This is a genomic window from Massilia rhizosphaerae (genome assembly GCF_016093545.1).
GTDB lineage: Bacteria > Pseudomonadota > Gammaproteobacteria > Burkholderiales > Burkholderiaceae_D > Telluria > Telluria rhizosphaerae.
The window spans coordinates 99,934-125,449 of sequence record NZ_JADKYX010000019.1 but is presented as its reverse complement, the minus strand read 5'-3'; the positions used below and the strand labels follow the sequence as shown (position 1 = coordinate 125,449).

19 protein-coding genes are annotated in these 25,516 nt (G+C 70.4%); 8 read left to right on the top strand and 11 right to left on the bottom strand.

What is annotated here, in order from left to right:
• The first annotated feature begins 104 nt into the window (after positions 1–104).
• Positions 105–719, top strand: coding sequence for an MlaC/ttg2D family ABC transporter substrate-binding protein (locus ISF28_RS23615; protein ID WP_198119613.1), 615 nt, complete (start codon positions 105–107; stop codon positions 717–719).
• Here ISF28_RS23615 and ISF28_RS23610 read toward each other — a convergent pair.
• The 6 genes from ISF28_RS23610 to ispH are packed head-to-tail and all read right to left on the bottom strand — an operon-like array spanning position 685 to position 7,422.
• Entirely contained in the window at positions 685–1,716 is a 1,032-nt protein-coding gene (locus tag ISF28_RS23610; RefSeq protein WP_229519330.1) for a lysylphosphatidylglycerol synthase domain-containing protein, read from the bottom strand. The two genes, ISF28_RS23615 and ISF28_RS23610, sit on opposite strands and share 35 nt — an antisense overlap.
• The gene (hpnK, locus tag ISF28_RS23605; protein ID WP_370663491.1) at positions 1,713–2,624 is read right to left on the bottom strand and encodes a hopanoid biosynthesis-associated protein HpnK; all 912 of its coding nucleotides are present in this window, start codon (positions 2,622–2,624) and stop codon (positions 1,713–1,715) included. Before hpnK ends, ISF28_RS23610 begins: the two co-directional genes overlap by 4 nt.
• 23 nt (positions 2,625–2,647) lie before the next feature.
• Positions 2,648–4,081, bottom strand: coding sequence for a hopanoid biosynthesis associated radical SAM protein HpnJ (hpnJ, locus tag ISF28_RS23600; RefSeq protein WP_198119657.1), 1,434 nt, complete (start codon positions 4,079–4,081; stop codon positions 2,648–2,650).
• Between the two features lie 23 nt (positions 4,082–4,104).
• Positions 4,105–5,322, bottom strand: coding sequence for a bacteriohopanetetrol glucosamine biosynthesis glycosyltransferase HpnI (gene hpnI / locus ISF28_RS23595; protein WP_198119612.1), 1,218 nt, complete (start codon positions 5,320–5,322; stop codon positions 4,105–4,107).
• On the bottom strand, positions 5,322–6,464 hold the full coding sequence (gene hpnH / locus ISF28_RS23590) for an adenosyl-hopene transferase HpnH (RefSeq protein WP_198119611.1): 1,143 nt from the start codon (positions 6,462–6,464) through the stop codon (positions 5,322–5,324). The genes hpnI and hpnH overlap by 1 nt, the downstream gene beginning before the upstream one ends.
• Before the next feature lie 13 nt (positions 6,465–6,477).
• Complete coding sequence (gene ispH / locus ISF28_RS23585; protein WP_198119610.1) at positions 6,478–7,422, bottom strand: 4-hydroxy-3-methylbut-2-enyl diphosphate reductase; 945 nt, start codon at positions 7,420–7,422, stop codon at positions 6,478–6,480.
• A gap of 112 nt (positions 7,423–7,534) precedes the next feature.
• Between ispH and hpnA the strand changes: the two genes are divergently transcribed.
• Positions 7,535–8,569, top strand: a complete 1,035-nt coding sequence (gene hpnA, locus ISF28_RS23580) for a hopanoid-associated sugar epimerase (protein WP_229519328.1) — start codon at positions 7,535–7,537, stop codon at positions 8,567–8,569.
• 64 nt (positions 8,570–8,633) lie between these two features.
• On the opposite strand, the gene ISF28_RS23575 is transcribed toward hpnA, so the two are convergent.
• The 3 genes from ISF28_RS23575 to ISF28_RS23565 form a co-directional block, all read right to left on the bottom strand.
• Positions 8,634–9,671, bottom strand: a complete 1,038-nt coding sequence (locus tag ISF28_RS23575) for a ferritin-like domain-containing protein (protein WP_229519327.1) — start codon at positions 9,669–9,671, stop codon at positions 8,634–8,636.
• 98 nt (positions 9,672–9,769) lie between these two features.
• Positions 9,770–11,371, bottom strand: coding sequence for an MFS transporter (locus ISF28_RS23570; protein ID WP_198119609.1), 1,602 nt, complete (start codon positions 11,369–11,371; stop codon positions 9,770–9,772).
• 170 nt (positions 11,372–11,541) lie between these two features.
• Positions 11,542–12,087: a DNA-binding protein gene (locus ISF28_RS23565; RefSeq protein ID WP_198119608.1), complete on the bottom strand. Its 546-nt coding sequence runs from the start codon at positions 12,085–12,087 to the stop codon at positions 11,542–11,544.
• A 263-nt stretch (positions 12,088–12,350) separates the two neighbouring features.
• Between ISF28_RS23565 and ISF28_RS23560 the strand changes: the two genes are divergently transcribed.
• Both ISF28_RS23560 and ISF28_RS23555 read left to right on the top strand, forming a co-directional pair.
• Complete coding sequence (locus ISF28_RS23560) at positions 12,351–13,202, top strand: creatininase family protein (RefSeq protein WP_198119607.1); 852 nt, start codon at positions 12,351–12,353, stop codon at positions 13,200–13,202.
• Positions 13,203–13,283: 81 nt separating this feature from the next.
• Complete coding sequence (locus ISF28_RS23555; RefSeq protein ID WP_198119654.1) at positions 13,284–14,501, top strand: YVTN family beta-propeller repeat protein; 1,218 nt, start codon at positions 13,284–13,286, stop codon at positions 14,499–14,501.
• A gap of 84 nt (positions 14,502–14,585) precedes the next feature.
• Here ISF28_RS23555 and ISF28_RS23550 read toward each other — a convergent pair whose 3' ends face one another.
• Both ISF28_RS23550 and ISF28_RS23545 read right to left on the bottom strand, forming a co-directional pair.
• Positions 14,586–15,020, bottom strand: coding sequence for a hypothetical protein (locus tag ISF28_RS23550; protein WP_198119606.1), 435 nt, complete (start codon positions 15,018–15,020; stop codon positions 14,586–14,588).
• Positions 15,021–15,112: 92 nt separating this feature from the next.
• Positions 15,113–15,952: a universal stress protein gene (locus tag ISF28_RS23545; protein WP_198119605.1), complete on the bottom strand. Its 840-nt coding sequence runs from the start codon at positions 15,950–15,952 to the stop codon at positions 15,113–15,115.
• Between the two features lie 420 nt (positions 15,953–16,372).
• Here ISF28_RS23545 and ISF28_RS23540 point away from each other — a divergent pair, with 420 nt between their 5' ends.
• The 4 genes from ISF28_RS23540 (at position 16,373) to ISF28_RS23525 (ending at position 25,506) form a co-directional block, all read left to right on the top strand.
• Positions 16,373–22,039, top strand: a complete 5,667-nt coding sequence (locus ISF28_RS23540; protein WP_198119604.1) for a YDG domain-containing protein — start codon at positions 16,373–16,375, stop codon at positions 22,037–22,039.
• Between the two features lie 33 nt (positions 22,040–22,072).
• Complete coding sequence (locus ISF28_RS23535; RefSeq protein ID WP_198119603.1) at positions 22,073–23,707, top strand: ShlB/FhaC/HecB family hemolysin secretion/activation protein; 1,635 nt, start codon at positions 22,073–22,075, stop codon at positions 23,705–23,707.
• Positions 23,708–23,894: 187 nt separating this feature from the next.
• Complete coding sequence (locus ISF28_RS23530; protein WP_198119602.1) at positions 23,895–24,113, top strand: hypothetical protein; 219 nt, start codon at positions 23,895–23,897, stop codon at positions 24,111–24,113.
• 79 nt (positions 24,114–24,192) lie between these two features.
• Positions 24,193–25,506 (top strand): glycoside hydrolase family 28 protein, encoded by a 1,314-nt coding sequence (locus tag ISF28_RS23525; protein WP_198119601.1) that lies wholly within the window; start codon positions 24,193–24,195, stop codon positions 25,504–25,506.
• Positions 25,507–25,516 lie beyond the last annotated feature (10 nt).

Sequence of the window (25,516 nt, the reverse complement as noted above, 5' to 3'; positions counted from 1 at the left end):
CCTCGCCCTCTTTCTTGCCGGCGGCGTCTCGCGAAAGGAACAAGGGCGGCGGGAACACTTCGGGCAGGCCGACGGTCATACGCTTGTGCCGAACGGGAATCCCCATGAAACCGACCATTGCCTTGCTGACGCTCGCCCTGTCCATCGCGCCCGCGGCCCATGCCCAGCAGATCGACACGCGCGCGCCGGAACAAATGCTCAAGGGCACCATCGACAAGGTCATGAACGCAATCCGCAACGACCCCGCCGCGCGCGCCGGCGATCCCGAACGCACGTTGCAGATCGTGCGCCGCGACTTCCTGCCGTCCACCGACTTCATGCTGACGACGCAGTACGCCGTCGGCGCCGCGTGGGAGAAGGCGACGCCGGCCCAGCGAGACGCCCTGTACCGCGAATTCCAGACCCTGCTGGCGCGCACTTACGCCATCCAGCTGACGCAGCTCCAGCAGGACGGCACGCAATTCCGCTACGCGCCCGCCGCCCGTCCCGCCGCGAATGCCGACGACGCCGTCGTCAGGACCACCGTGGTCACGGGCGGCGACACGATGCCGATCGACTACCGCATGCGCCGCACGGCCGCCGGCTGGAAGATCTACGACATCAACATGATGGGCGCGTGGATGATCCAGGTGTATCGCCGGCAATTCGCGGCCCGGCTGGCGCTTGACGGTATCGATGGCTTGATCAGATACCTGGCGGCTCATAATCGCGGACCTTGAGGGGGCGGCGCGGACGTCGCAGTTCGACCCAGTGCCACGAGACGAGGGCCGGCACGCCCGTGACGATCTCGCGCATCCGCTTGACGAGCGCCAGCGCCAGCGCCACGTCGCCGCCCACGCCGGCCAGCTGGCCGAACAGCAGCACGGCCGCTTCCTGCACACCCAGGCCGGCGGGCACCATGAAGCCGGCGTGGCGCACGGCCTGGGTCAGCGCCTCGATGGCCAGCGCCGCCCGCACGCCGACCGGGTGGCCGAGCAGGGTCAGCGCAAACCACGTCTCGAACGTGCCCAGCACGTAGGCCAGCAGCGACCACAGCGCCGCCCGCGCGAGCCGGCCGTGCTCGCCGAACAGCCGCTTGACGCCGGCGTCGATGTGCACGCCGTCCAGGTGCAGCGCCATCAGGTTTTGCGACCCGAGCAGCCCCCGCATCCATCGTTCGAGCCGCGCGAACGGTGTCCCGCGCGCCAGCCACCACCCCGCGAGCAGCGGCAGCGGCAGCGACAACGCCAGCGCCGCCGCGACGACGCCCACCTGTCCCGCCTTCCCGGCGAGCCCCAGCATCAGCACGGCGCCCAGCCCGCAGAACACGTAGAGCACGGCGATCGTCATCAGCACTTCGACGACGACGCTGGCCGCCACGGCAGCCGTGTCCGGAATCCGCCGGCACGCGAGCCTCACGCCGACCACTTCGCCGCCGATGCCCGCCACCGGCAGCAGCCGATTGACGGCCTCGCGCACGAACGCGACCCACAGCAGGAACCCCGGCCCGGCCGCGCCGCCGGGATCGAACGGCTCGAGCAGCAGCCGCCACGCGCGCACGTCGAGTGCCTGCGTGACGACGCGGGCCGGCACGACCAGCAGCAACGCCCATCCCGCGCGCCGGAGCGCCTCCACGATGCCCGGCCCGCCCTCGGCGACGATGAGCGCGGCGAACAGCGCGAGGCCGGCGGCGGACGTTGCCCACGCCAGCCGGCCCATTCCGCGGTTGCGGCTCATGGCGGCGCGCGGCCGATGGCGGCGGCGGACGCGCCGGACGCAGCGGGCGCACCGGCGCGCGGGGCGGCGGGCGTTGCGGCGAAGTCGGCAAACCCGCCGAAGCGCCAGCCTTGCGCGCGCAACGCGTCGCACGCGGCCCGCACGCGCGGCGAAACGAGGGCGGCGAATTCGTCCAGGTGCCGGTAGCCTCGCATGGACGGCGCAATCGCCGCACCCGAGTCGAGCGCGGGGTGCAGATAGAGCTCGCCGACGCCCGTTGCCGGCAGGCGGCGCAGCGCGGCCAGCAGGGCCGGTTCGTCGAAGCGGCCCGACTGGCGGATGCCGGCCACGTAATCGTTGTGGGCGATGCCTGCGGCGTCCAGCCGCGCGGCGAGCAGCGCCAGCCACGGACGCAGCCATGGCGGCGCCGGCGGCCCCGTCTCGCGCGGCAGCCGCACGGCGCGCAGGCCGAACGCGCGGCCGATACGGAGGATGAACGACAGGATCGTCGGATGCAAGTGGAAATGCTTGTGCGCGTTGACGTGGTCGAGCGCCAGGCCGCTGGCGGCGAATGCTTCGAACTGCGCGCGGATCTCCAGCGCGAGCTGCCGGCGCACGCGCGGCAGGCAAAAGAAGCGCACGCCGGCGCGCGCCATGCGGTTGCCGAAGTGTCCGCGTTCGTCGACGAGGTCGGGGATCGCCCGCGGCGGCAGCACGGCAGGGCCGTCGGCCAGGACGAGGTGCAGCCCGACGCGCAGTCGCGGCAGCGCGCGTGCGCGCGCGATCGCGTCGCGGGCGGCGGGTGCGCCGACCATCAGGCTGGCGGCCGTCAGGATGCCGTCCGTGTGCGCCCGTTCGACGGCCTCGTTCACGGTCGGGTGCAGGCCGAAGTCGTCGGCGGTCACGACGAGGCCCGGCCCCGGCGCCATGCGCATGCGCGGCGTGCCGGCGTTCATGACTGCGAGGCGCCGTGGGCGCGCAGGAAGTGAAAGAACTCGACCCCTTCGCGCAGGCGGCGCCGGGTCATGTCCCGGCTGCGCAGCATCTCGCTGACGATTTCCCAGATCTTGGATGGGCGGAAGTAAAAGCTCCGGTAAAACTGCTCCACGCCATGGTAGATCTCGTCGCGCGACAGGTGCGGATAGCTGAGGGCGGCCAGCTGCACGCCGCTGCCGTCGACGAGGGGGATCGTCTTGTGCGCCGGAATCCAGTCGTTTTGCAGCGCCTGTTCGTACAGCCGGGTGCCCGGGTACGGCGCGGCCAGCGAGACCTGGATCGTGTGCGGGTTGATTTCCTTCGCGAACGCGATCGACTTCGCAATCGTCTCCCGCGTCTCGCCGGGCAGGCCGAGGATGAAGGTGCCGTGCACCGTGATGCCGAGCGCCCGGCAGTCGGCGGCGAAGCGGCGCGCGATGTCCGTCCGCAAGCCCTTCTTGATGTTCAGGAGGATCTGGTCGTCGCCGGACTCGTAGCCCACCAGCAGCAGCCGCAGTCCATTTTCCTTCATCACCTTGAGCGTCGAGTAAGGCACGTTCGCTTTCGCATTGCACGACCACGTCACGCCCAATTTCCCCAGGCCGCGCGCGATCTCCTCGGCGCGGGGACGGAAATCCGTGAACGTGTCGTCGTCGAACATGATTTCCTTCACTTCGGGCATGTTGTCCTTGATCCAGCGGACCTCGGCCAGCACGTTGTCGGCCGACCGGGTGCGGTAGCGGTGCCCGCCGACGGTCTGCGGCCACAGGCAGAACGTGCAGCGCGAGCGGCAGCCGCGTCCCGTGTACAGCGACACGTAGGGGTAGTTCAGGTAGCCGATGAAATAATTGCGGAGGTTCAGGTCGCGGCGGTAGACGGGAGCGACGAACGGCAGCGCGTCCATGTCCTCAATGATGGCGCGCGGCGGGTTGTGGCGGATCGCACCGTCGGCAGTGCGCCAGCTGACGCCGTCGACGTCCGCCAGCGGCCGGCCCTGGGCGATGTCGCGGCAGGTGAAATCGAATTCCTCGCGCGCGACGAAGTCGATGGCGGGGCCCGCCCGCAGCGAGCCGCCCGGGTCGACCGCGACTTTCGCCCCCACCATGCCGACGCGTATGCCGGGATGCGCATCCTTGAGCAGCCCGGCGAACCGCACGTCGCCGGGAAACGACGGCGTGCTCGTGTGGACGATCACGAGTTCGTAATGCCGCGCGATGTCGAGCGTCTGCGCGACGGTGAGGCCGTCCGCGGGCGCGTCGAGCAGGCGGCTGCCGGGCACGAGGGCGGCCGGCTGGGCCAGCCAGGTCGGATACCAGAACGACCGGATTTCGCGCCGCGCCTGGTAGCGCGAGCCGGCGCCGCCGTCGAAGCCGTCGAACGAGGGCGCCTGCAGGAACAGGGTCTTTTGCATCGGTGTCGACGTCGTCGGTGTGTTCATCGTCGTGGCGTCCATGACCGTTGTCGCAAGGATGGCCGCGCCGCCGCGACGGACCTGTCGGCGACGGATGCGGACCGCGTATCGATGGGCAGGCGGTGCCCGCGCCAGCGCGCCGTCGTGCCGGCGAAGGCGCTCAGCCACTCGGCCAGCAGCAGGCAATCGCGGAGCGGCGCGTACCGGGCGTGCCCGGGCGGCGGCACGCCGGGCGCGGGCTGCCGGAAGTGGAGGCCGAGGCGTGCGGCGCCGCCGGCGACGGCCAGCGTTGCGTTCCACGCAGTGGGCGCCAGTGCGACGCCGAGCGCCAGCATCGGCAAGGTGAACGTGACGAAGGAGCAGGCGTAGCCGAGCGGGTTCAGGGAACGGATCGTCTGCATCCAGCGCCGCTCGCGCGCCCACAGCGCGCGGAGGCTGTCTTCGGTCACGTCGGTGCCGACGCAGACGTCGGACAGGACGGTCCGCAGACCCAGGTTCCGGGTGAGTTCGCCGAGGCGGTAGTCGTCGGCGAGGCGGTTCTTCAGCACCTCGACGCCGCCGACGGCGCGCAGCGTGGACGCGCGGACGGCGATGGTCGCGCCGAATGCGAACGCACAGCTGCCGCCGCTGCTCGCCACCCGCACGGACGGGGCGAACCACGTGTCGACGAAGAGCGCGCCGATGCGGGACCAGACGTTGTCCAGCGGACGTCCATGGTACAGGCACGTGACGATGCCGACGTCGGGCGCGGCCAGCGGCGCCGTCACGCGGGCCAGGTAATCGGGTTCGACGGCGATGTCGCTGTCGGCCAGCACGAGCCAGGGATGGCGCGCGGCATCCATCATGTTGATCAGGTTGCTCACTTTGAGGTTGCTGCCGTGCACGCGCGGATCGACGACGAGGCGTATGTCGACGGCGGGATAGCGGCGTGCGAGCCGCTCGACGACGGCGATGGCCGGGTCGTCCGGCGCGCGGACGCCGAACACGAGCTGGTAGCACGGATGGGTTTGCGTACACAGGCCGGCGAGGTTGTCTTCCAGCCGCGGCTCGGCGCCGCACAGGGGCTTGAGCACGGTGACGGGTGCCCAGGCGGTTTGGCCGCGCGCGCGGTCCGTACTGCCCGCGTGCCCCGGGTGCAGGCCGAGGCGGCCGCGGCACAGCAGGGCGGCCAGCGCGTACAGTGCCGCCAGCAGCGTGAGGGCCGTGCCGGCAATGGCCGCGAAGGATGGAGCAGCCGGCATCACGGTGCCCCCCTGCTCGTCCCGGTCCTGCGGCCGCGGATTTCATCCAGCCGGACGGCCACCTGCTGCCCATGCACGTACTGCGCGGGCCGCTGGTCGCGCAGCGGGATGTCGGGCGCCATCGGTCCGCGCGTCGCCACGCCGCGCAGCGCGACCCTGGCGGCGGCCAGCGGATGGGCGAGGGTGTCGCGGACGGCGCTCGCCTCGTAGCCGCTGTGCACCATGCAGTCGGCGCATTTTTCGTAGCGGCCCGTGCCGTAGGCATCCCAGTCGGTCTCGTCCATCAGTTCGCGGAACGTGCGGGCATAGCCTTCGCCGAGCAGATAGCACGGGCGTTGCCAGCCGAATACGGTACGGGTCGGATTGCCCCAGGGCGTGCAGCGGTAGGTCCGGTTCCCGGCGAGGAAGTCGAGGAACAGGCTGGACTGGCTGAACCCCCAGCGCCGCCCGCCCTGGCCGCGTGCGAATATGTCCCGGAACAATTGCCTCGTCCGACTGCGCGTGAGGAAATGCTGCTGCTCCGGGGCGCGCTCGTAGGCATAGCCCGGCGACACGGTGATGCCGTCCACCTCCATGTCGTTCAATGCGTCGAAGAAGTCGGCCACCCGGTCCGGTTGCGCGTCGTTGAACAGCGTGCAGTTGACGTTGACGCGGAAGCCCGCCGCCTTGGCCCGCTCGATCGCCGCGACGGCGCGTCGGTACACGCCCGCACGACAGACGGAGCGGTCGTGCATGGCTTCGTCGCCGTCGAGGTGGACGGACCACGTGAAGAACGGGCTCGGCCGGTACTCGCCGAGTTTTCTTTCCATCAGCAGGGCGTTCGTGCACAGGTAGACGAATTTGCGGCGGGCGACGATGCCGGCGGCGATCGCGGCCATGTCCTTGTGCAGCAGCGGCTCGCCGCCCGCGATGGACACGACGGGGGCCCCGCATTCGTCGACGGCGTCCAGGCAGTCGTCCACGGACAGGCGCTGGTCGAGGATCTCGCCCGGATAATCGATCTTGCCGCATCCCGCGCACGCCAGGTTGCAGCGGAACAGCGGCTCGAGCATCAGCGCGAGCGGATAGCGGTGCACCCCGGCCAGGTGCTGGCGCAGCACGTAGGCGCCGACGAGGGTTTTCTGCAGGAGCGGGATCGCCATTCTCGTCTCCTCGTCACGGCCCGGCGCCGTGCCGCATGTCCGCGAGGGCGCGCGGCAGCCGGAATTCGATGTGTTCCTCGATGCCGTCCATCGTCGACACGTCGACGGGCCCGAGCGCGCGCAGGGCGTCGATCACGTGCTCGACCATGGCTTCGGGCGCGGAGGCGCCGGCCGTGATCCCGACCACGGCCGCGCCCGCGACCCAGGCGGGATCGAGCTCGCCGCCGTCCGCCAGCAGCCACGTCGGCGTGCCGGTCTCGGCGCCGATCTCGCGCAGGCGGTTCGAGTTCGAGCTGTTCAGGGCGCCGACGACGAGCAGCACGTCGACCCGGCGGCACAGGTCGCGCACGGCGCGCTGGCGATTTTGCGTGGCATAGCAGATGTCGCGCACGTCGGGGCCGACGATGTCCGTGAAGCGCCGCCGCAGCGCCGCGATGACGCCGCGCGTGTCGTCCACGCTGAGCGTCGTCTGGGTGACGTAGGCGACCGGCGTGTCGGCCGGCAGGTCGAGCGCCTCCGCTTCGCGCGCGTCGCGCACGAGCACGACGCGGCCGTCGATCTGCCCCATGGTCCCCTCGACCTCCGGATGGCCGGGATGGCCGATCAGGATCACCGTCCGCCCGCTGGCCGCGTATTGCCGACCCTGGATGTGGACCTTGGCGACGAGCGGGCACGTGGCGTCCAGCACGTGCAGGGCGCGCGCATCCGCGTCGGCCTCGACCGCGCGCGCCACGCCGTGCGCGCTGAAGACGGCCACCGCCTGCCGCGGAACTTCGTCCAGGTCTTCGACGAACACGGCCCCCTTGTCGCGCAGGCCGTTCACGACGGCCTGGTTGTGGACGATTTCGTGACGCACGTAAACAGGCGCGCCGTGCCGCTCGAGCGCGCGCTCGACGATCTCGATGGCTCGGACGACGCCCGCGCAAAATCCGCGCGGCTGGGCAAGGATGACGTGCATGACGGCTCTCTGCGGTGTGTTCGTTCGGTGCAGGTTGGAGTCGGCGCGGGCGCGCAAGTTCGTGCGACCTGTTTGATCTAAATGGTTATGCCGGTCGCATACGACCCCTAGAATGCGACGCAGATGGATGCCGGAGGGGGCAGCGGTGACGGGAAGGGACCTCGTGCTGGTCACGGGCGCGGCCGGGTTCGTCGGCGCCGCGGTGGCGCGCGCCGCGCTGGCGGAGGGCTACGCCGTCCGTGCCCTGGTGCGCGCCGGCAGCCCGCGTCGCAACCTCGTCGGACTGGACGCGGAACTGGCGGAAGGCGACATGCGCGACGCGGCGGCCGTCGGGCGCGCGCTGGCCGGCGCGCGTTTCCTGCTGCATGTCGCGGCGGATTACCGGCTGTGGGCGCGCGATCCCGGCGAGATCGTGCGCAACAACGTCGACGGCACGCAGGCCGTGATGCGTGCCGCGCTGGCGGCCGGGGTCGAGCGCGTCGTCGTCACCAGCAGCGTGGCCACGCTGCGGGTGGGGCCGGCCACCGTGGCGGCCACGGAGGACGCGCCGCTGGCCGAGCACGACGCCATCGGCGCGTACAAGCGCAGCAAGGTGGCGGCCGAGCGGCTGGTCGAGCGCATGGTCGCGCAGGACGGTTTGCCGGCCGTGATCGTCAACCCGTCGACGCCGGTCGGCGCGCGCGACGTGCGGCCGACGCCGACGGGCCGCATCATCGTCGAGGCCGCGCGAGGGCGGATGCCGGCTTTCGTGGAGACGGGGCTGAACGTCGTCGACGTCGAGGACGTGGCGCATGGGCATTTGCTCGCGCTGGCGCACGGGCGGCTGGGCGAGCGCTACATTCTCGGCGGGCAGAACGTCATGCTGCGCGATCTGCTGGGCGGGATCGCGCAGCTCGTCGGGCGTGCGCCGCCGCGGTTGCGGCTGCCGGCGGCGCCGCTCATGCCGCTGGCGCACGCGGCCGAGGCAGTCGCGCGCCTGAGCGGCCGGGAACCGTTCCTGACGGTGGATGGCTTGAAGATGGCGCGCAACCGGATGTTCTTTTCGTCGGCCAAGGCGGAGCGGGAACTTGGCTATCGGCCTGGGCCGTACATGGCCGGCGTGCGGGCAGCGGTCGCGTGGTTCGGGCAGGAAGGGTATCTCGATTGATGGTTGCCGAGGCGGGTGCAGCCGGGCGCACGCGCATACAGCTCGACGAAACGCACCCCTCGGCTCAGCGCTTCCGTCCGAACAGCCCGGCCAGGCGCAGCGCGAGCCTGGCCAGCCGTGGCATCGTCGCCGGGCGCTGCAGCCGTTCGTCGTAGCCGGCGAAGCGGCGGTCGTTTTCGGCAAGGCAGAGCGCGAGCAGGCCGCGGAGTTCGACGCCGCCGTCCGCCACCGATTGCGCGCCGTGCAGTGTGAAATTGTTGTCCTGTGCGTGCGCGCTGCCCGGCGCGTCGACGGCGCGCGCCAGGCCGATGCGTTCCCACGCGAGGAAGCACCAGACGGCGGCGACCCTCGCTTCGAAACGCAGGCGGCGCCACGGCGAAAGACGGGCGCGGTGCCAGGCGGCCCAGTTGGCGAACAGGAGGATGTGGCGGCACTCTTCCTGCATCACGGGTTCGAACGTGTCGACGAGTTCCGGCGGAAACAGGCCGGACTGCCGCGCCAGGGCGAACAGGCCGAATGCGAAAAAGCTGTCGATGCACTCGCTGTAGCCGGTGACGAGATATGCCCATTCACGGTCCCGGGGAAGCGGGGGCGGCGGCTCGGGCGCGAGGTCGATGCCGTACGCCGCGACCAGGCGCGCCAGGACCTCCTTGTGGCGCTGCTCTTCCCACGCGTTCAACGCGAGGGCGGTGCGCATGCCGGGGTCGCGCAGCGTGCCGGCATAGGCCGCCATGCGCAGCCGCGCCTTGCCTTCGGTCCGGACGGCGATGTCCCAGATGGGCAGCGCGACGATGCGCTCGCGTACGGCCGGGACCAGCTCGGGCCAGTCCAGCACGGCGGGGCGATAGGGGTTGAATGTCTCGAGAAACATCCGGCAGGTGGCGTCCGCATGCCTGGCGGAGCCGGGCACGAGCGGACCGCCGGCGGGATCGCGCCAGTGGCGCATGCGCGCGTCAGCGGCGGCCGCTGCCGCCGCCGTTTCCTCCGTCAGCGGGGGAGGCCGGAAGCCGGGCACCAGGCGCGCGACGTCGAACGGATCGGTCCCGTCCACGTCCCAGTCCGGACCGGTTCCGGTCGATCGCAATTTGCGGGTGTCGTCCATCCTTCTCTCGACCGCTGGCGCCGCGGAAGGTTCGCGTCAACGCCCGCCAGGCCGTGTTCGAGGGATTGCGGCGCCTGCCACCCTGCTGGGACAGGTTCCTAATGCGCGGGCTCGGCGGCGCCGTCGAGCATCCCCTGGATCTCTTCCAGCCGCCGCCCGCGCGTATCGATTCCGCTCCTGGCCAGCAGGAACGCCGCGGCCGCCATCGGCGCGGCGATCACGAGCGCCGCCAGCGACACGTTGTCGAATAGTCCGACCACGCCGAAGCCGGCGCCGAGGATGCCGCCCAGCTTGGAGCCGGCCGCGATGACGCCGGAGCCGGTGGCGCGCAGGTGCACGGGGTAGATCTCGGACGCGTACGGGATCAGGGTGGCGATGACGCCGCTGGCCGAGACCAGCAGCGCGACCGTCGCCACGACCATCGCGGCCGTCGAACCGATGTCAAAATAGCCGAGCAGGAAGAAGCCCAGCAGGCTCGCGCACGACAGGCCGATGAAGGTCACGAGCGTCATGATCGTGCTCCAGCGGTGGTACAGCCGGATCACGATGAGCGTGCCGGGCAGCGCGACGAACGCGGACTTCGCCAGCAGGCTCGTTGCCGTGGCGGCGTCCATGCCCATCGCACGCAAATTCGTCGGCAGCCACAGCAGGAAGCCGAAATTGGCCAGGCCCCAGGCGATGCCGGCGACGCCCATGCCGATCGTCAGCGGGGCATAGCCCCCCTGCAGCAAGGCGCGCATGCCGGTGGCGCGCCGGTCGGACTGCGCCGCGGCGGCGCCATCGTCGGCATCGATCTCGCCGGCGAATTTGGCCAGCACGGCGCGCGCTTCGGCATGCAGGCCGTTGGTCGCGAGGAAGCGTGGCGATTCCGGCAACAGGCGGCTGAGCAGGATGATGATGGCGCCCGTCGGCAGGCCCAGCAGCCACAGCACGCGCCAGCCGTAGTGCGGCTCGAGCAGGCTCGCGGCCCAGGCGGCGACCAGGTAGCCGGCCGAGTTGCCGAGCCCGCCCAGCGCGACGAGCAGCCAGCCGCGGTGCGCGGCCGGGATCATCTCGGCCATCAGCGTGAACGTGATGGGCAGCAGGCCGCCGGCCGACGCGCCCATCAGGAAGCACATGGCGAGGTTCCACGCAAACGACGGCATCGCGCCGCAGATCGAGGTGCCGATGAACATCAGCGCGGACAGCAGGATCGTCGCGCGCCGGCCGAAGCGGTCGGCGATGACGCCCCATACGACGGAGCCGACGGTCGTCCCCGTCAGCGCCACGAGGGCCAGCAGGCCGGCCGACTGCTTGGCCAGGCCGTATTCGCGGGTCATGCCCGGCATGACGAAGCCGAGGGTTGCCGGTTTCATCACGTCGATCGTCAGCGCGACCACGAGCACGGCGACGAGATACCAGTGCTGGCGGTTCAGCGGGATGCCGTCCGCGACGTGGAAGTGCAGGCCGCCGCGCGCCGCCGTGGCCTGGCGCAGCTGTGCCATGCGCGGCATCAGGCCGTACGCCGCCAACAGCAGCCCGAGCGGGATCAGCCCCATCCCGACCAGCATCGTGGCGTCCATCTTCATGCCCACCATCCGGTAGCCCATGTGCGACGCGCACACGAACATCGGAATGTGCGCCAGCACCCCGGCCACGATGGCGGCCGTACCGGCCCAGAACGCGAAAGGATGATGGAGGGAGAGGCCGTTCGATTTCATGCTGTCGTCCATAAAGGCGTTGCGGCGCCCCGGCCCGGATCGTCGTCGACAAGCGGGGCGGCGCAGTGTATAACCCGCATAGTATAAGGCTCCCGCGGCATTCCTCGAGCCAATTTTTTCGTGATGACATAGCCGGGCCAGCCGCGCACGACGCCCATCGGCGGCGCGGGTCACGAGCGCGCGGCGGCCCGGATCATGTCGAACGGCGAGAGGGCGCGCACGGCCGAGCGCGAATTCAGGAGGCTGCTGTCGAAGTGGCCGAACCCGTCCTGGACACCTTGCCGGCCCTGCCAGTGGCGCAGGGGCGCGTCGTCGACGTCCGATTGAGCTTCCCGTTCCAGCTGCTTCACGCGGGCCGTCAGCGTGGCGATCGTGCTGTGCAGTTCCGCCAGTTCGCGGTCGCGTTCGCGCAACGCCTCGTCGTGCGCGGCGCGGAGCTGGCGCACGCGTTCGTCGAAGTCGGCGTGCAGGCGGTCGGCCAGTTCGTCGACGAGGGCGTGCAGGGCGCGGCCCGTGTCCTCGCGCCGGATGCCGGGCGCGAGGTCCGCGTCTCCCTCTTCGGTCCGCAGCGCCTTGAGGTATTTGTGGATGGTCGACTTGGATCCGCAATCGCCCAGCGCGTGGCGCACGGCGTCGACGGACGGGTGGCGGCCTTCCGCCAGCAGGCGGTCGCGGGCCTCCTTGACCTGTGATTTCGTAAGTCCGCTGCGTGCCATGTCGTCTCCGTCTTGCTTGCTCCGGTGCCATTGTACTGCCGACCGCCATCCCTGCGGCGTGTCGCTCTGCCAAGTCCCGTCGTCCGTCCCGCATTGCCGGTATCATATGTTGCGCTGTCACGGCGCGACAGTGTGCGCGCAAACGTAAAAAAATCCGCCCGGGCCTCCCGCCCGGCGCATGTCTATGCTCTACAATAGGTGATCGGTCGCGCGGCGAGTCGGCGTTCGTGCCACGTACGCGCAAGCATCAGGAACACGGATCAATGCATCAGTTGCACAACTCGTGGCGTCGCAAGGCGTTGGGGATCGCCTGCCTGGCCCTCATCGCCCCCCTGCACGCATGGGCGGCTCCGGCCGCCGGCGTGTACCTCGAAGACATGACGTCGCCGGAACTGCGCGATCGCATCGCGGCCGGCACCACGACGGCCCTCGTGCCCATCGGCGGCACCGAGCAGAGCGGCCCGCACATTGTCCTCGGCAAGCACAACGTCCGTGCCCGCGTGCTGGCGGGCCGGATCGCGGCCCGGCTCGGCGATGCCGTCGTCGCGCCCGTCGTCGCCTACGTGCCGGAAGGGTCGATTACGCCGCCGGCCGCGCACATGCGGTTCGCGGGCACGATCTCGATCCCCGACGCCGCATTCGAATCCCTGCTCGAATCCACCGCGCTGAGCCTGTGCCGGCACGGCATCCGCGACGTGTTCTTCCTGGGCGACCACGGCGGTTACCAGAAAAACGAGGAACGCGCCGCGGCGCGCGTGAATCGTGGCGGCGCTTGCCGCGCGCATGCGTTGACCGATTATTACGATGCCGCCACGACGGCATTCAATGCGGACCTGAAGGGGCGCGGCTTTGCCGATGCCGAGATCGGCACGCACGCGGGCCTGGCGGACACGGCGTTGTCGCTGGCCGTCGATCCGGCGCTCGTGCGGCCCGCCCAGGTGGCGGCCGCGGCGCATGGCGGCGTGGCCGCGGGCGTGCACGGCGATCCGACCCGCGCGACGGCCGAACTGGGCCGCATCGGCGTGGCGCGCATCGTCGACGCTTCCGTGGCCGCGATCCGCGCCGCTCTCCGAGCCAGGACCGAACCGAATCCGAATCCTTCCCATCGAAAGTAGATAGCCATCGTGTCATCCAAAACTACCGTTGGTGCCGTACTGGCACTGTCCGTCCTGGCCGGCGGCATCGCCGTGTCGCGCATGGTCGAGGCGTCCGGCGCGGCGCAGGTGCAGGCGCCGGTCGCGGCCCCGGCCCCGGCCGCGAGGCCCGCCCCCGTCGTGACCGTCCCGGGCATGCCGCCCGTCTTCGATCCGACCAATGTGTACAGCGAGATCGGCCCGACGCACTTGAGCCCCGTCGTGAAAGGCGACCTGGAGCGCGTGTACGTGCCGAACCTGCGCTCGAACGACGTCAGCGTCATCGATCCGGCGACGATGAAGGTCGTCGACACCTTCAAGGTGGGCCGCAGCCCGCAGCACGTGATCCCGTCGTGGGACCTGCGCACCCTGTGGGTGGCGAACAATGCCGAGCGCCACGGCGACGGCAGCCTCACGCCCATCGATCCGCGCACGGGCAAGCCGGGGCCGAACGTCGCCGTCGACGACCCGTACAATATGTATTTCACGCCGGACGGCAGGTCGGCGATCGTCGTGGCCGAGGCGCGCCACCGCCTCGACTTCCGCGATCCGCACACGATGGCGATGCAGTACGCGATCGAAGTGCCCCAGTGCGGCGGCATCAACCACGCGGACTTTTCGATGGACGGCCGCTACGCGCTGTTCACGTGCGAATTCGACGGCAGCCTCGCGAAGATCGACCTGGTGAGCCGCAAGGTGCTCGGCTACCTCAAGCTGTCGATGCCGTCGACGCGCTTCCGCGAAGGCTCTGATCCCACGGCGCCGGGCGCCAGCGAGATCTGCACGGCCAAGAAGGGCATGCCGCAGGACATCCGCATCTCGCCGGACGGCAAGCGCTACTACGTGGCGGACATGGACGCGGACGGCGTCCACGTCGTCGACGGCGACAACTTCAAGCAGATCGGCTTCATCGCCGCCGGCATCGGCACCCACGGCCTGTATCCCAGCCGCGACGGCAAATACCTGTACATCGCGAGCCGCGGCACGCACCGCATCCATGGCAAGCGCAACGGGCCGGGCAGCGTGGCCGTGCTCGATTTCGCGACCGGCAAGATCGTCGCCAACTGGCCCGTGCCGGGCGGCGGCAGCCCGGACATGGGCAATGTCAGCGCGGACGGCAAGTGGCTGTGGCTGTCGGGCCGCTTCGACGACGTCGTCTACCGCATCGACACGAAGACGGGCGCGATGCAGAAGGTCAAGGTCGGCGGCGAGCCGCACGGCCTGACGGTCTGGCCGCAGCCGGGTCGGTATTCGCTGGGCCACACGGGCAATCTGCGCTGATCCGGCGGGCCCGCGCGCGGGCTGGTAGGGTGGGCACCAAACGCATGGTGGGCGGAGGGCCGCCCACCCTACCGGGATACGCGCTCAGTGCAGCGATTCCGCGGCGCGCATGGAGCGTGTTCGCGGCGCGCCCACCTGCGACGTTTGCGGCGCCGCGGCGTCCAGGTCGGAGCCGGCATCCCACGGCACCGACAGCACGGCGCCCAGCGCGTCCGCGACCTGGCGGCCCAGGACGATGTCGCCGCCCTCGATCTGCGGCAGCGTGCGGTGCAGCGCGCACAGCACGACGGCGTAATCGGCGCGGCGCGGGTGCAGGCAGACGTCGCCCAGGCGCTCGAGCAGCGCCTCCACGCGCCGGAAGTCCGCTTCGACCGCCGCCACGACGGCGGGAAAATCTTGTATGAATACGGCGTCCGGTTGTGTCTGCAGGGCGGCGATGCGGGCGCAAAGGCGTTCGCGCCCGTGGCGCACGGCCGCACAGGTCGTGACCGGATCTGCGTCGGAATGGTGGTGGTGCATGATCTGCCTCAATCTCGTCGATGTGAGGAGCAGTGTCTTTGCCGCGCGCGATTTGTTATTTGATCTACCTCAAACGCAGCGGATTCCGACGGTCAGTGCGCCAATAAAAGGGGCACCGGGGCCCGTTCCAGCAGTTCGCGCGTGACGCCGCCCAGCATCCATTCGCGGTAGCGGCCATGACCGTATGCACCCGTCACCATCAGCCCGGCGCCGCAGTCGCGCGCCAGTCCCGTCAGGGCGGCGCCGACCGTGGCGCGCGTGCGTTCGACGACGACGTCCACGCGCACGCCGTGGCGGGCCAGGTACAGCGCCATGTCGGCGCCGGGCTGCTCGCCGTGGAGGTCCCCGGACGGCTCCGGATTGACGAGCGCCAGCCGCACGCCGTCCGCGCGCACCAGCAGAGGCAAGGCGGCGGCGATGGCGGCGATGGCCTGCATGCTGCCGTCCCATCCGACGACGGCAGTGCCGGGCAGCGGCCGGCCGGCGTAATCCGGCGGCACGACGAGCACGGGACGGGCCCCGTGCAGCGCCAGGTGGTCCGGCAGGGCGCGTGCGCGCAGGGGCTGCACGGGGTCCGCCTCGGCGCCCCGGCTCAGCACCACGAGGTCGGCATAGCGCGATTGCAGCAGCAGCGCGTAGCGGGTCTCGTCCTCGACCAGGCGCGATTCGAACGACGCCACGCCGGCGCGGCGGGCCGCCTCCTCGAACATGTCCAGGCGCGTGCGGGCGGCGCCGCGCAGGATCTCGAAGTCGGGGCCGGCCGTCGTCACGGCCACGGCGCCCGTCAGCAGTGCGTAGTCGAGCCAGCCGATGCCGGTGTCCGCGCTGCCGACGACGTGGGCAGCGTAGGCGTCGGCGAGATGAAAGACGGCGCGCAAGCGGCTGTCCTGCTCGGCCCCGCCGTCCACATGCGTGAGAATGGTCTTGATCATGGAATTCTCCGGTAAATAGATAAAACTGTATTCCCGGGCTGTGCGAATGTCGTTAATTCGTTTGATCGATATCAATTTGAATGAATATATTTACCTGGAAGGTTATTGCTGAAAACATTTGGTGTTCATTGATTTGCTTACCAATGTATTTGGCGAAATGTTTTTGCTTATAAATAAATGCATGAGGGCCTTCATGTAATAATCGCTGGGATTGTCATGTAAGCCATTGAATTCATGGGCAAATATATCCAGCCGGATTGAGCGGCGCTGGATTTTTCAATAAATTTTTCAATACGATAAGATTTTGAATGAAATCGTTGTCGGGGCGCGACTGATTACGAACAAATCACGCACAACGTTGGATTTCTTGTAGGCAATGTCCTACACTTCGGAGGCTCCGATTACCCTCCTGGAATCCACGTGAACCGTATTTATCGCATCGTCTGGAATGCCTCGAAAAACATTTGGCAAGCTGTCTCGGAACTGGGTTCCAAGCGGACCAAGTCGTCGACGGGGCGTTCGCGCCGGCGCCGGCAACTGGCGCTGATGGCGCTGGCGGCGGCGAGCGCGGGCGCACATGCCGCCGATCCGCTGCCGACGGGCGGCCGCGTCACGGCCGGCCAGGCGACATTGCATTACGCCGGCAAGACGCTGACGATCGACCAGGGCAGCAACAAGGCGGCGCTCGACTGGACCGGCTTTTCGATCGGCCAGGGCGCGACCGTGAATTTCGTGCAGCCGTCGGCGGGGGCCGTCGCGCTGAACCGCGTGCTCGGCGCCGATCCGTCGCTGATCCAGGGCGCGCTGAACGCCAACGGCCATGTGTTCCTGCTGAATCCGAACGGCGTGCTGTTCAGCCCGACGGCCCGGGTCGACGTGGGCGGCCTGCTCGCGTCGACCCTGGCGATGACCAATGACGACTTCCTCGCCGGCCGCTACCACCTGCAGGGCACGAGCGCGAACGGCGTCGAGAACCGCGGCGCGATCAAGGCGGCGGCGGGCGGCAACGTCGCGCTGGTCGCGGCGCGCGTCGTGAACTCGGGCGACATCGCGGCCGACCGGGGCAATGCGCTGCTCGGCGCCGGCAGCGACGTCGTCGTCGACTTCGGCGGCCCCGTCAAACTGCAGGTGCGCAAAGGCGCGCTGGACGCGCTCGTGGACAACGGCGGCGCCATCCGCGCGGACGGCGGCACGGTGCTGATGACGGCGAAATCCGCCGGCGAATTGTCCGGTTCCGTGATCAACAATGGCGGCATCGTCCAGGCGCGCACGCTCGCGACGGGCGCGCAGGGCCAGATCCTGCTGCTGGGCGACATGCAGTCCGGCACGGCCAACGTGGGCGGTACGCTGGACGCGAGCGCGCCGTCCGGCGGCAACGGCGGCGCCATCGAGACGTCGGCCGCGCGCGTGAACACGCTGCCCGGTCTCGCGGTGAACGCGGGCAAGGGCGGCGCCTGGCTCGTCGACCCGTACGACTACACGATCGACGCGGCCGGCGCCACGACGATCTCCAACGCCCTGAACCAGGGCACGAGCGTCACGGTGACGACCCAGTCCGCCAACGCGGGTTACGGCACGGTGAGCGCGGGCAGCGGCGACATCACGGTGGCCAGCCCCATCGCCAAGACGGGCGGCGCCGATGCCGGCCTCACGCTGCGCGCGGACCGCAACATTATCGTCAACAGCCCGATCACGTCGACGAGCGGCCGGCTGAACCTGACGCTGTCGTCCGCGAACGCGGCCGGGGCGACGACGGGCGGCGTGGACGTGGGCGCCAACCTGCTGTCGAACGGCGGCACGATTCTGATCGGTGGCGCCAGCGGCAGCGCGTCCGGCGGCATCAATTTCGCGCGCAACGCCGGCACGGCCGCGCCCGCCGTCGCGGTGGAACAGAACGTCAAGGTCCTCTCGAGCGGGGGCAACATCACGATCAACGGCAAGACGAACCTGGGGTCGAACAGCGGCAGCGTGGACGGCACCAAGGGCGGCATCTACATCAAGTCGGGCGCGACGATCCTCGCCGGCAGCGGCAACCTGATGATGACCGGCCAGAGCGAAGGCGGTGTCAAGGAATTCGGCATCGGCTTCGAGGCCAACTCGAACACCCTGACGACCGTCGGCAGCTCGCCCGGCGCCGGCACGGTCTTGATCAACGCCGTCAACACCAGCACCGGCAACAACATCACGAGCGACGACCGCGACGCCGGCGCGATGGGCATGGTCAACTACGGCAGCCGCGCGCAGATCACGTTCCAGGGACCGTCGGTCGCGTCCTGGCTCGTCTACATCAACGGCGCGCCCAAGCCGTCCGCGTACACGCAGGCACCGCAGCTGTCCGGTTGCCTGAACCCGTATCCGAACTGCGGCTACCTCGTCGTCAGCGGCACGAACAACAGTTATCTGTACGCCAGCTACCAGGCCGTGGACATGTCGACGCAGCCGATCTACGTGCTCGGCGCCAGCGGCGGCACCAAGGTCTATGACGGCACCACGGCGGCGACGGGCATGACCTACACGGCGGTCGGCGGCCCCGCCGGCTTCACGGCGGCCAGCCTGACGCCGGCGCCCGTGTTCAACACGAGCAGCAAGAACGTCGGCACGTACGGCACGCTGACGCCGGGCGCGACGAATCCGCGCGACGTCGCGTCGGGCGGCACGACCTATGCCGTCGGTTATTTCTACAACGGGAACTACGCGATCACGCCCAAGTCCCTGGCGCCCAGCGCGGCGGACAAGGTCTACGACGGCACGACCACGGCGGCGGTGGCGATGGGCGGCGCCATCGCCGGCGACAACGTGACGGCCAGCGGCACCGGCAGCTTCGGCTCGAAGGACGTCGGCACGTACGCGGTCAGCATCAGCAACATCTCGCTGGGCGGCAGCGACGCCGGCAACTACACGCTGGCGGGGAACACGGCCAGCGCCACGGCCAGCATCACGCCGCGCACCGTCACCCTGAACGCGAGCAAGACCTACGACGGCTCGGCGAATTTCAGCGGCGTCGCCCTCGGCAACCTCGTCGCCGGCGAAGACCTCGCCGCGAGCGGCATTGCGGCCAACAGCGCCAACGTCGCGGACGCGCGGTACTTCAGCGCGGTCACGCTGGCCGACGGCGCCGTCGGCCGGGCGAGCAACTACCAGCTGCCGGGCCTGGGCGCGGCCGGCGCCGCCAACACGGCGGCCATCACCCCCAAGGCCCTGACGCTGACGGGCCTGGCGGCGGCCGACAAGGTCTACGACGGCACGACGGCCGCCGCGCTGTCGGGCGGCACGCTGTCCGGCCTCGTGGGCGGCGACACGCTCACGTTCTCGGGCCTGACGGGCAGCTTCGCGGACAAGTCGGTCGGCGCCGGCAAGGCCGTGACGCTGTCCGGCGGCGTGCTGGCCGACGGCACCGGCTACGCATCGAACTACACGCTCGCGGCGCCGGCGGGCCTGGCGGCAAGCATCACGCAGAAAGCGCTGACCGTGTCCGGCATCGCCGCCGCCGACAAGACCTACGACGGCACGACCGCCGCGACGGTGTCGACGGCCGGCGCCGCGCTGCAGGGCCTCGTCGCCGGCGACACGGTCACTGTGAGCGCGACGGGCACGTTCGCGGACGCCGATGCCGCAGCCGGCAAGACCGTCACGCTGGCCAGCACGCACGGCGGCGCGGACGCCGGCAACTACGCGTTCACGGACCAGGCGACGGCCAGCGCCGCGATCACGCCCAGGGCGCTGACGCTCACCGGCCTGGGCGCCGCGAACAAGACCTACGACGGCACGACGGCGGCCACCCTCGCGGGCGGCACACTGGCCGGCCTCGTGGGCGGCGAAACGCTGAACGTGACGGGCCTTGCGGGCGTCTTCGCGGACAAGAACGTGGGCATCGGCAAGACCGTGTCCGTGTCCGGCGGGGCGCTGGCCGACGGCACGGGCCGCGCGGCCAACTACAGCCTCGCCGTCCCGGCCACCGTGGCCGGTGCGATCACGCCCAGGACGGTGATCGTGTCCGGCATCACGGCGGCGGACAAGGTCTACGACGGCACCACGGCGGCGCAGCTCGCGGGTACCGGCGCCGCGCTGATCGGCGCCATCGCGGGCGACGACGTCGGCCTGGCGGCGAGCGGCGCGTTCGCGGACAAGAACGCCGGCAACGGCAAGACCGTCGCGCTCAGCACGAGCCTGAACGGCCACGACGCGGCCAATTACCTGCTCGCGGGCCAGAACGCCACGACGGCCAGCATCACGTCGAAGGTCCTGACGGTGTCCGGCATCACGGCCGCCGACAAGACCTACGACGGCACCACGGCGGCGACGGTGTCGGCGGCGAACGTCCGGCTGGCGGGCCTGGTGGCGGGCGATACCGTCACCATCGGCGCAACCGGCACGTTCGCCGGCGCCGACGCGGGCGCCGGCAAGACCGTCGCGCTGGCGAGCATCCACGGCGGCGCCGATGCCGGCAATTACGCCATCACGGACCAGACGGCCGCCACCGCGTCGATCACGCCCAAGGCACTGACCCTGACGGGCCTGGCCGCGGCCGACAAGGTCTACGACGGCACGACGGCGGCCGTGCTGACGGGCGGCACGCTGTCCGGCATGGTCGGCAACGAGACGCTGGACCTGGGCGGCTTGCGCGGCGCGTTCGCCGACAAGAACGCCGGTACCAACAAGGCGGTGACCGTGTCCGGCGCCATCGCCGACGGCACGGGCCGCGCGGCCAACTACACGCTCGCGACGCCGGCGGGCCTGAGTGCGACCATCGCGCCGAAAGCGCTCGCGGTGTCCGGCATCACGGCGGCGGACAAGGTCTACGACGGCACGACGGCGGCCACGGTGTCGACGGGCGGCGCGGTCCTGCAAGGCCTCGCCGCCGGCGACGACGTGCGCGTGGACGCCACCGGCACGTTCGCGGACAAGAACGCGGGCGGCGGCAAGACCGTGACGCTGGCGAACACGTTCGGCGGCGCCGACGCCGGCAACTACACGATCGCGGGACAGGCCACGACGGTTGCCGCCATTACGCCGAAGGCGCTGACGGTGTCGGGCATCACGGCGGCGAACAAGGAATACGACGGCACGACGGCGGCCGCGGTCGACGGCACCGGCGCGCAACTGGCCGGCCTCGTGGGCGGCGACGCCGTGACCGTCGCGGCGAGCGGCGCGTTCGCCGACAAGAACGTGGGCCGCGGCAAGACGGTCGATCTCGTCACCAGCCTGGGTGGCGCGGACGCCGGCAACTACGCGCTCGAGGGCCAGTCCTCGGCCACGGCGGACATTGCGCAAAAGACGGTGACCGTCGCCGGCGCGGCCGTGGCCGACAAGACGGCCGACGGCACGACGGTGGCCACGCTGACGGCGCCGGGCACGGTGGTCGGCGCCATCGCCGGCGACACCGTGGGCGTCAGCGGCGCGGCGGCCAGCGCGCGGTTCGCGCAGGCCACGGCCGGTACCGGCATCGCGGTCGACGTCGACGGGCTGGCGCTGACCGGCGCCGACGCCGCCAACTATGCGTTCGCGGGCCGGACGACGGCGAGCGGCACCATCGTCGCCGCGCCGGCACCGGTCGTCACGCCGACGCCGACCCCGACGCCGACGCCGCCCCCGACGCCGACGCCGGCCCCGGTCGTGACGCCGACCCCGGCGCCAGTCGTGACACCGACGCCGGCCCCGACCCCGACCCCGACGCCCGTCGTGACCCCGAACCCGGCGCCCGTCGTCGTGACGCCGGCCCCGGCCCCGGCCCCGGCAACCGCCTCGGTGGTGGCCGCCACCATCGCGCCGCAGTCGCTGGGCCTCGCGCCCGTGCTGCCGGCGCCCGCCGTCGGCGGCCTGGCCTACCTGGCCGTCCCCGACACCGCGGGCGCGGGCGGCGGCGGGGCGAGTGCGGCAGGTGCGGCGCCGTCTGTGGACGGGCAGGGCGGCGAGGTCGGCGACGGCGCGTCGACGGTCGCCGCGACCAAGCGCCGCCAGTCGTCCAGCCAGGCGCTGGCCGCGGGCCGCGACGTCAAATTCCTGAACGTGCTCGTGGTGTCCGGCGGCATCCGCATGCCGGCGGCCGGCAACAAGGAAGCGGGCGGCACGGAAGCGCCGAACCCGTAACAATACGAATCCTCGGAACCAATACTCACGAGCATGAACCACAACTTGAAACGCTTGCCGCTGGCCCTCCTGGTCGCGGCATCGCTGCCGGCGCTTGCCCAGCAGTTGCCCTTGCAGGAAAACGCGCGGCCGCTGCCGCAACCCCGAACCGGCACCGCGCCCGCCGTGCAGGCGCCGCCGGCCGCCGCGCCCGTCCAGGCGGGCGGGCAGCAGGTGCTGCTGCGCCGCGTCGTCGTCGAAGGCAACACGCTCATCCCGGGCGACGCGTTGCTGGCCGCCCTTGGCCCGGTGGCGGGCAAGTCGTTCGACTTCGCGGGCCTCGCGGCCCTGGCGGCGCGCATCACCGCGTATTACCAGCAGGCCGGCTACCCGTTCGCCCGCGCCTACCTGCCGCAGCAGGACCTGTCGGGCGGCGAACTGCACGTGCAGGTGCTGGAAGGCCGCTACGGCAAGGTCGCCGCGCACGGCGAACCCGCCTTCGTGTCGGGTGCGCAGGGCTTCCTGTCCGCGCTGCCGCACGGCGCCGTCATCGAGAGCGGCAGGCTGGAACGCGTGACCCTGCTGCTGGACGACCAGCCGGGCGTGCGCACCGTGCCGCTCGTGCGGCCGGGCGAGGAAGTGGGCACGGGCGACCTGCTCGTCGAGGTGCGGCGCGACCACCGCTACAAGGGCGAGGCGGGCCTGGACAACTACGGCACCCGCGCGACCGGCCGCACGCGCGCGCACGCGAGCCTGGACGTGGACAGTCCGTTCATGCTGGGCGACCAGATTGCCGCGCAGGCGCTGTACACGGAAGAGGGCATGTGGTTCGGTTCGCTCGCGTACGCGGCGCCGCTGGGCTACAGCGGCTTGCGCGGCCGTGCCAGCTACACGCATTCGTACTACGACCTGGCCGGCAGCTTCGCGGCGCTGGGCGCGCGCGGCACGGCGGACGTGGCGAGCGTCGGCCTGTCCTACCCGATCGTGCGCTCGCAGGTGCGCAACCTGACGCTGTCGGCCAGCGTCGACCACAAGCGCCTGCACGACCGCCAGGACGCCACGGCGACGGAAACGCAGAAGTCCAGCACCGTCGTTCCGGTCACCCTGTCGTTCGACGTGCGCGACCAGTTCCTCCACGCCGGCATCACGTTCGGCGCGCTGAGTTGGACGCGCGGCCGCCTGGGGCTGAACGGCGACACGCAGGCGCTCGACGCGGCCAGCGCGCGCTCGGCCGGCAGCTTCGACCGCTTCAACCTGGACCTGGCGCGCATCCAGTCGCTGAGCGACCGCCTGGACCTGTACGGCCGCGTGTCGGCGCAGTGGACGGGCCACAATCTCGACGCGTCGGAAAAACTGGGCCTGGGCGGCGTGAACGGCGTGCGCGCCTATCCGAACGGCGAGGGCTACGGCGACACGGGATGGGTGGCGCAGACGGAAGTGCGCTACGCCGTCGGACCGGTGCTGCCCTACCTGTTCTACGACGCGGGCCGCGTCACGTTGAACAAGACGCCATGGACGACGCAGGACAACCACCGCGCGCTGGCCGGCGGCGGCATCGGCCTGCGTTACGTGCGCGACGCCTGGAGCGCCGGCGTGACGGTGGCGTGGCGTTCGCACGGCGGGGCCTCGCTGACGGACGACACGGCCCATTCGCCGTCCGTGCTGGTGAACGTGGCATACCGCTTCTGATCGGTCTTTTGATCGGCGTTTTGATCGGCGCTTTGATCGGAGTACGCAACCTTTCAGTCTAGTCTGGACGGGCGGAACGGCAAATTGATTCTATTAATCTCGTACCGCCGCGCGATCTAAAAAATCATCGGCAGAGCATGCTGCACAGGCATATGCTTTAAACGTATATACATATACGGAGACAACGATGAAATTCGGAATCGCGCCTGCCCGCATGAAGGCCCATCTGCATCTGTCGCACGTCCACCGGCCGCACATCCATCTGCCCCACGTCCACCGCGACTGGCACGCGTTCGAACCGGTCCTGCGCGTCGGCCAGATCATCCTGCTGATCGTGCTGGCCCTGCCGTTCGCGCAATTCGTGGCCAAGACCCTCGTGTGGGCGTTCGAATCGTTGTTCGGTTGAATCGATCAGCGGATTGATCCGCGCCGGCGGCGCCGGTGCTTTAGCATGATCCGGATTGCGACTTCCGATCCGGACCCCCATGACCGCGCCTTGTTCCGCCCGCCGCCGTTTCACGCTGTCCCTGCTGTCCCTCCCGCTCTGGCGCCATGCGGCCCATGCCGCGGATGCCGCGTCCGCACGCAAGCGTCTCTCCATTCTCGACTCCGGCGCCGTCGCCGACGGCAGCACCGTCAATACGCGCGCCATCCAGGCCGCCATCGACCGTCTGGCCGGGCAGGGCGGCGGCACGGTAGTCGTGCCGGCGGGCGTGTTCGTCAGCGGCGCGCTGTTCCTCAAGCCGGGCGTCCACCTGCACCTCGACAAGGGCGCCGTCCTGCGCTGTTCGACCGATATGCGGCATTTCCCCGTCCAGCGCACGCGCATCGAGGGCCATATCGAGGCGCGCTTCAATCCGGGCCTGATCAACGCTACGGGCTGCGACGGCCTGTCGATCACGGGCGCGGGCACGCTGGACGGCGCCGGGCGGCCGATCTGGGACCGGTTCTGGCAACTGCGTAACGCGGCGAAGGACAAGGGCGGTTTCCGCAACCTGGACGTCGCGCGCGCCCGCCTGGCCGTCATCGAAGCGTCGCGCGGCGTGACGATAGACGGCATCACGTTCAAGGATTCGCAGTTCTGGAACCTGCACCTGTACCGCTGCCGCGACGTCGTCGTGCGCAACGCCGGCTTCGAGGTGCCGGACGATTACGTGCAGGCGCCCAGCACGGACGGCATCGACATCGACAGCTGCCAGGACGTCCTTGTGGACGGCTGCCGCTTCTCCGTCACCGACGATTGTATCGCGGCCAAGGGCTCGAAGGGGCCGCATGCGCCGGACGACAAGGACAGCCCGCCCGTGGAGCGCATCCGCGTGCGCAACTGCCTGTTCCGGCGCGGTCACGCGATGTTCACGTGCGGGAGCGAGGCGACCGTCGTGCGCGACGTCGTCGTCGAGCATTGCCGAGTCGAGAACGTGGGCGCGGTCGCCCACCTGAAACTGCGGCCGGACACGCCGCAGCGCTACGAGGACATCCATTTCCGCGACCTGGTGCTGGCGTCGGACAAGGGCGAGATCGTGGCGGTGCGGCCGTGGAGCCAGTACTTCGACCTGAAGGGCGAGGCGCCGCCGCATTCGGTCGTGCGCAACGTCACGCTGGAGGGGATCCGCGGACGGTTCGGCGCCTTCGGCACGATCGCGTCGAATCCGGGCCAGACCGACGTCGGCGCCCTCGTGCTGCGCGATATAAATGTGCAACTAACCGACGAGCGGCTGCACGTGAAAGGCGCGGCCATGCCGGTGGTGGAACACGTCGTCGTCAACGGCAAGCCCTGGGCGGCTACCGTCCAGGGCTGAGCGCGGCGCC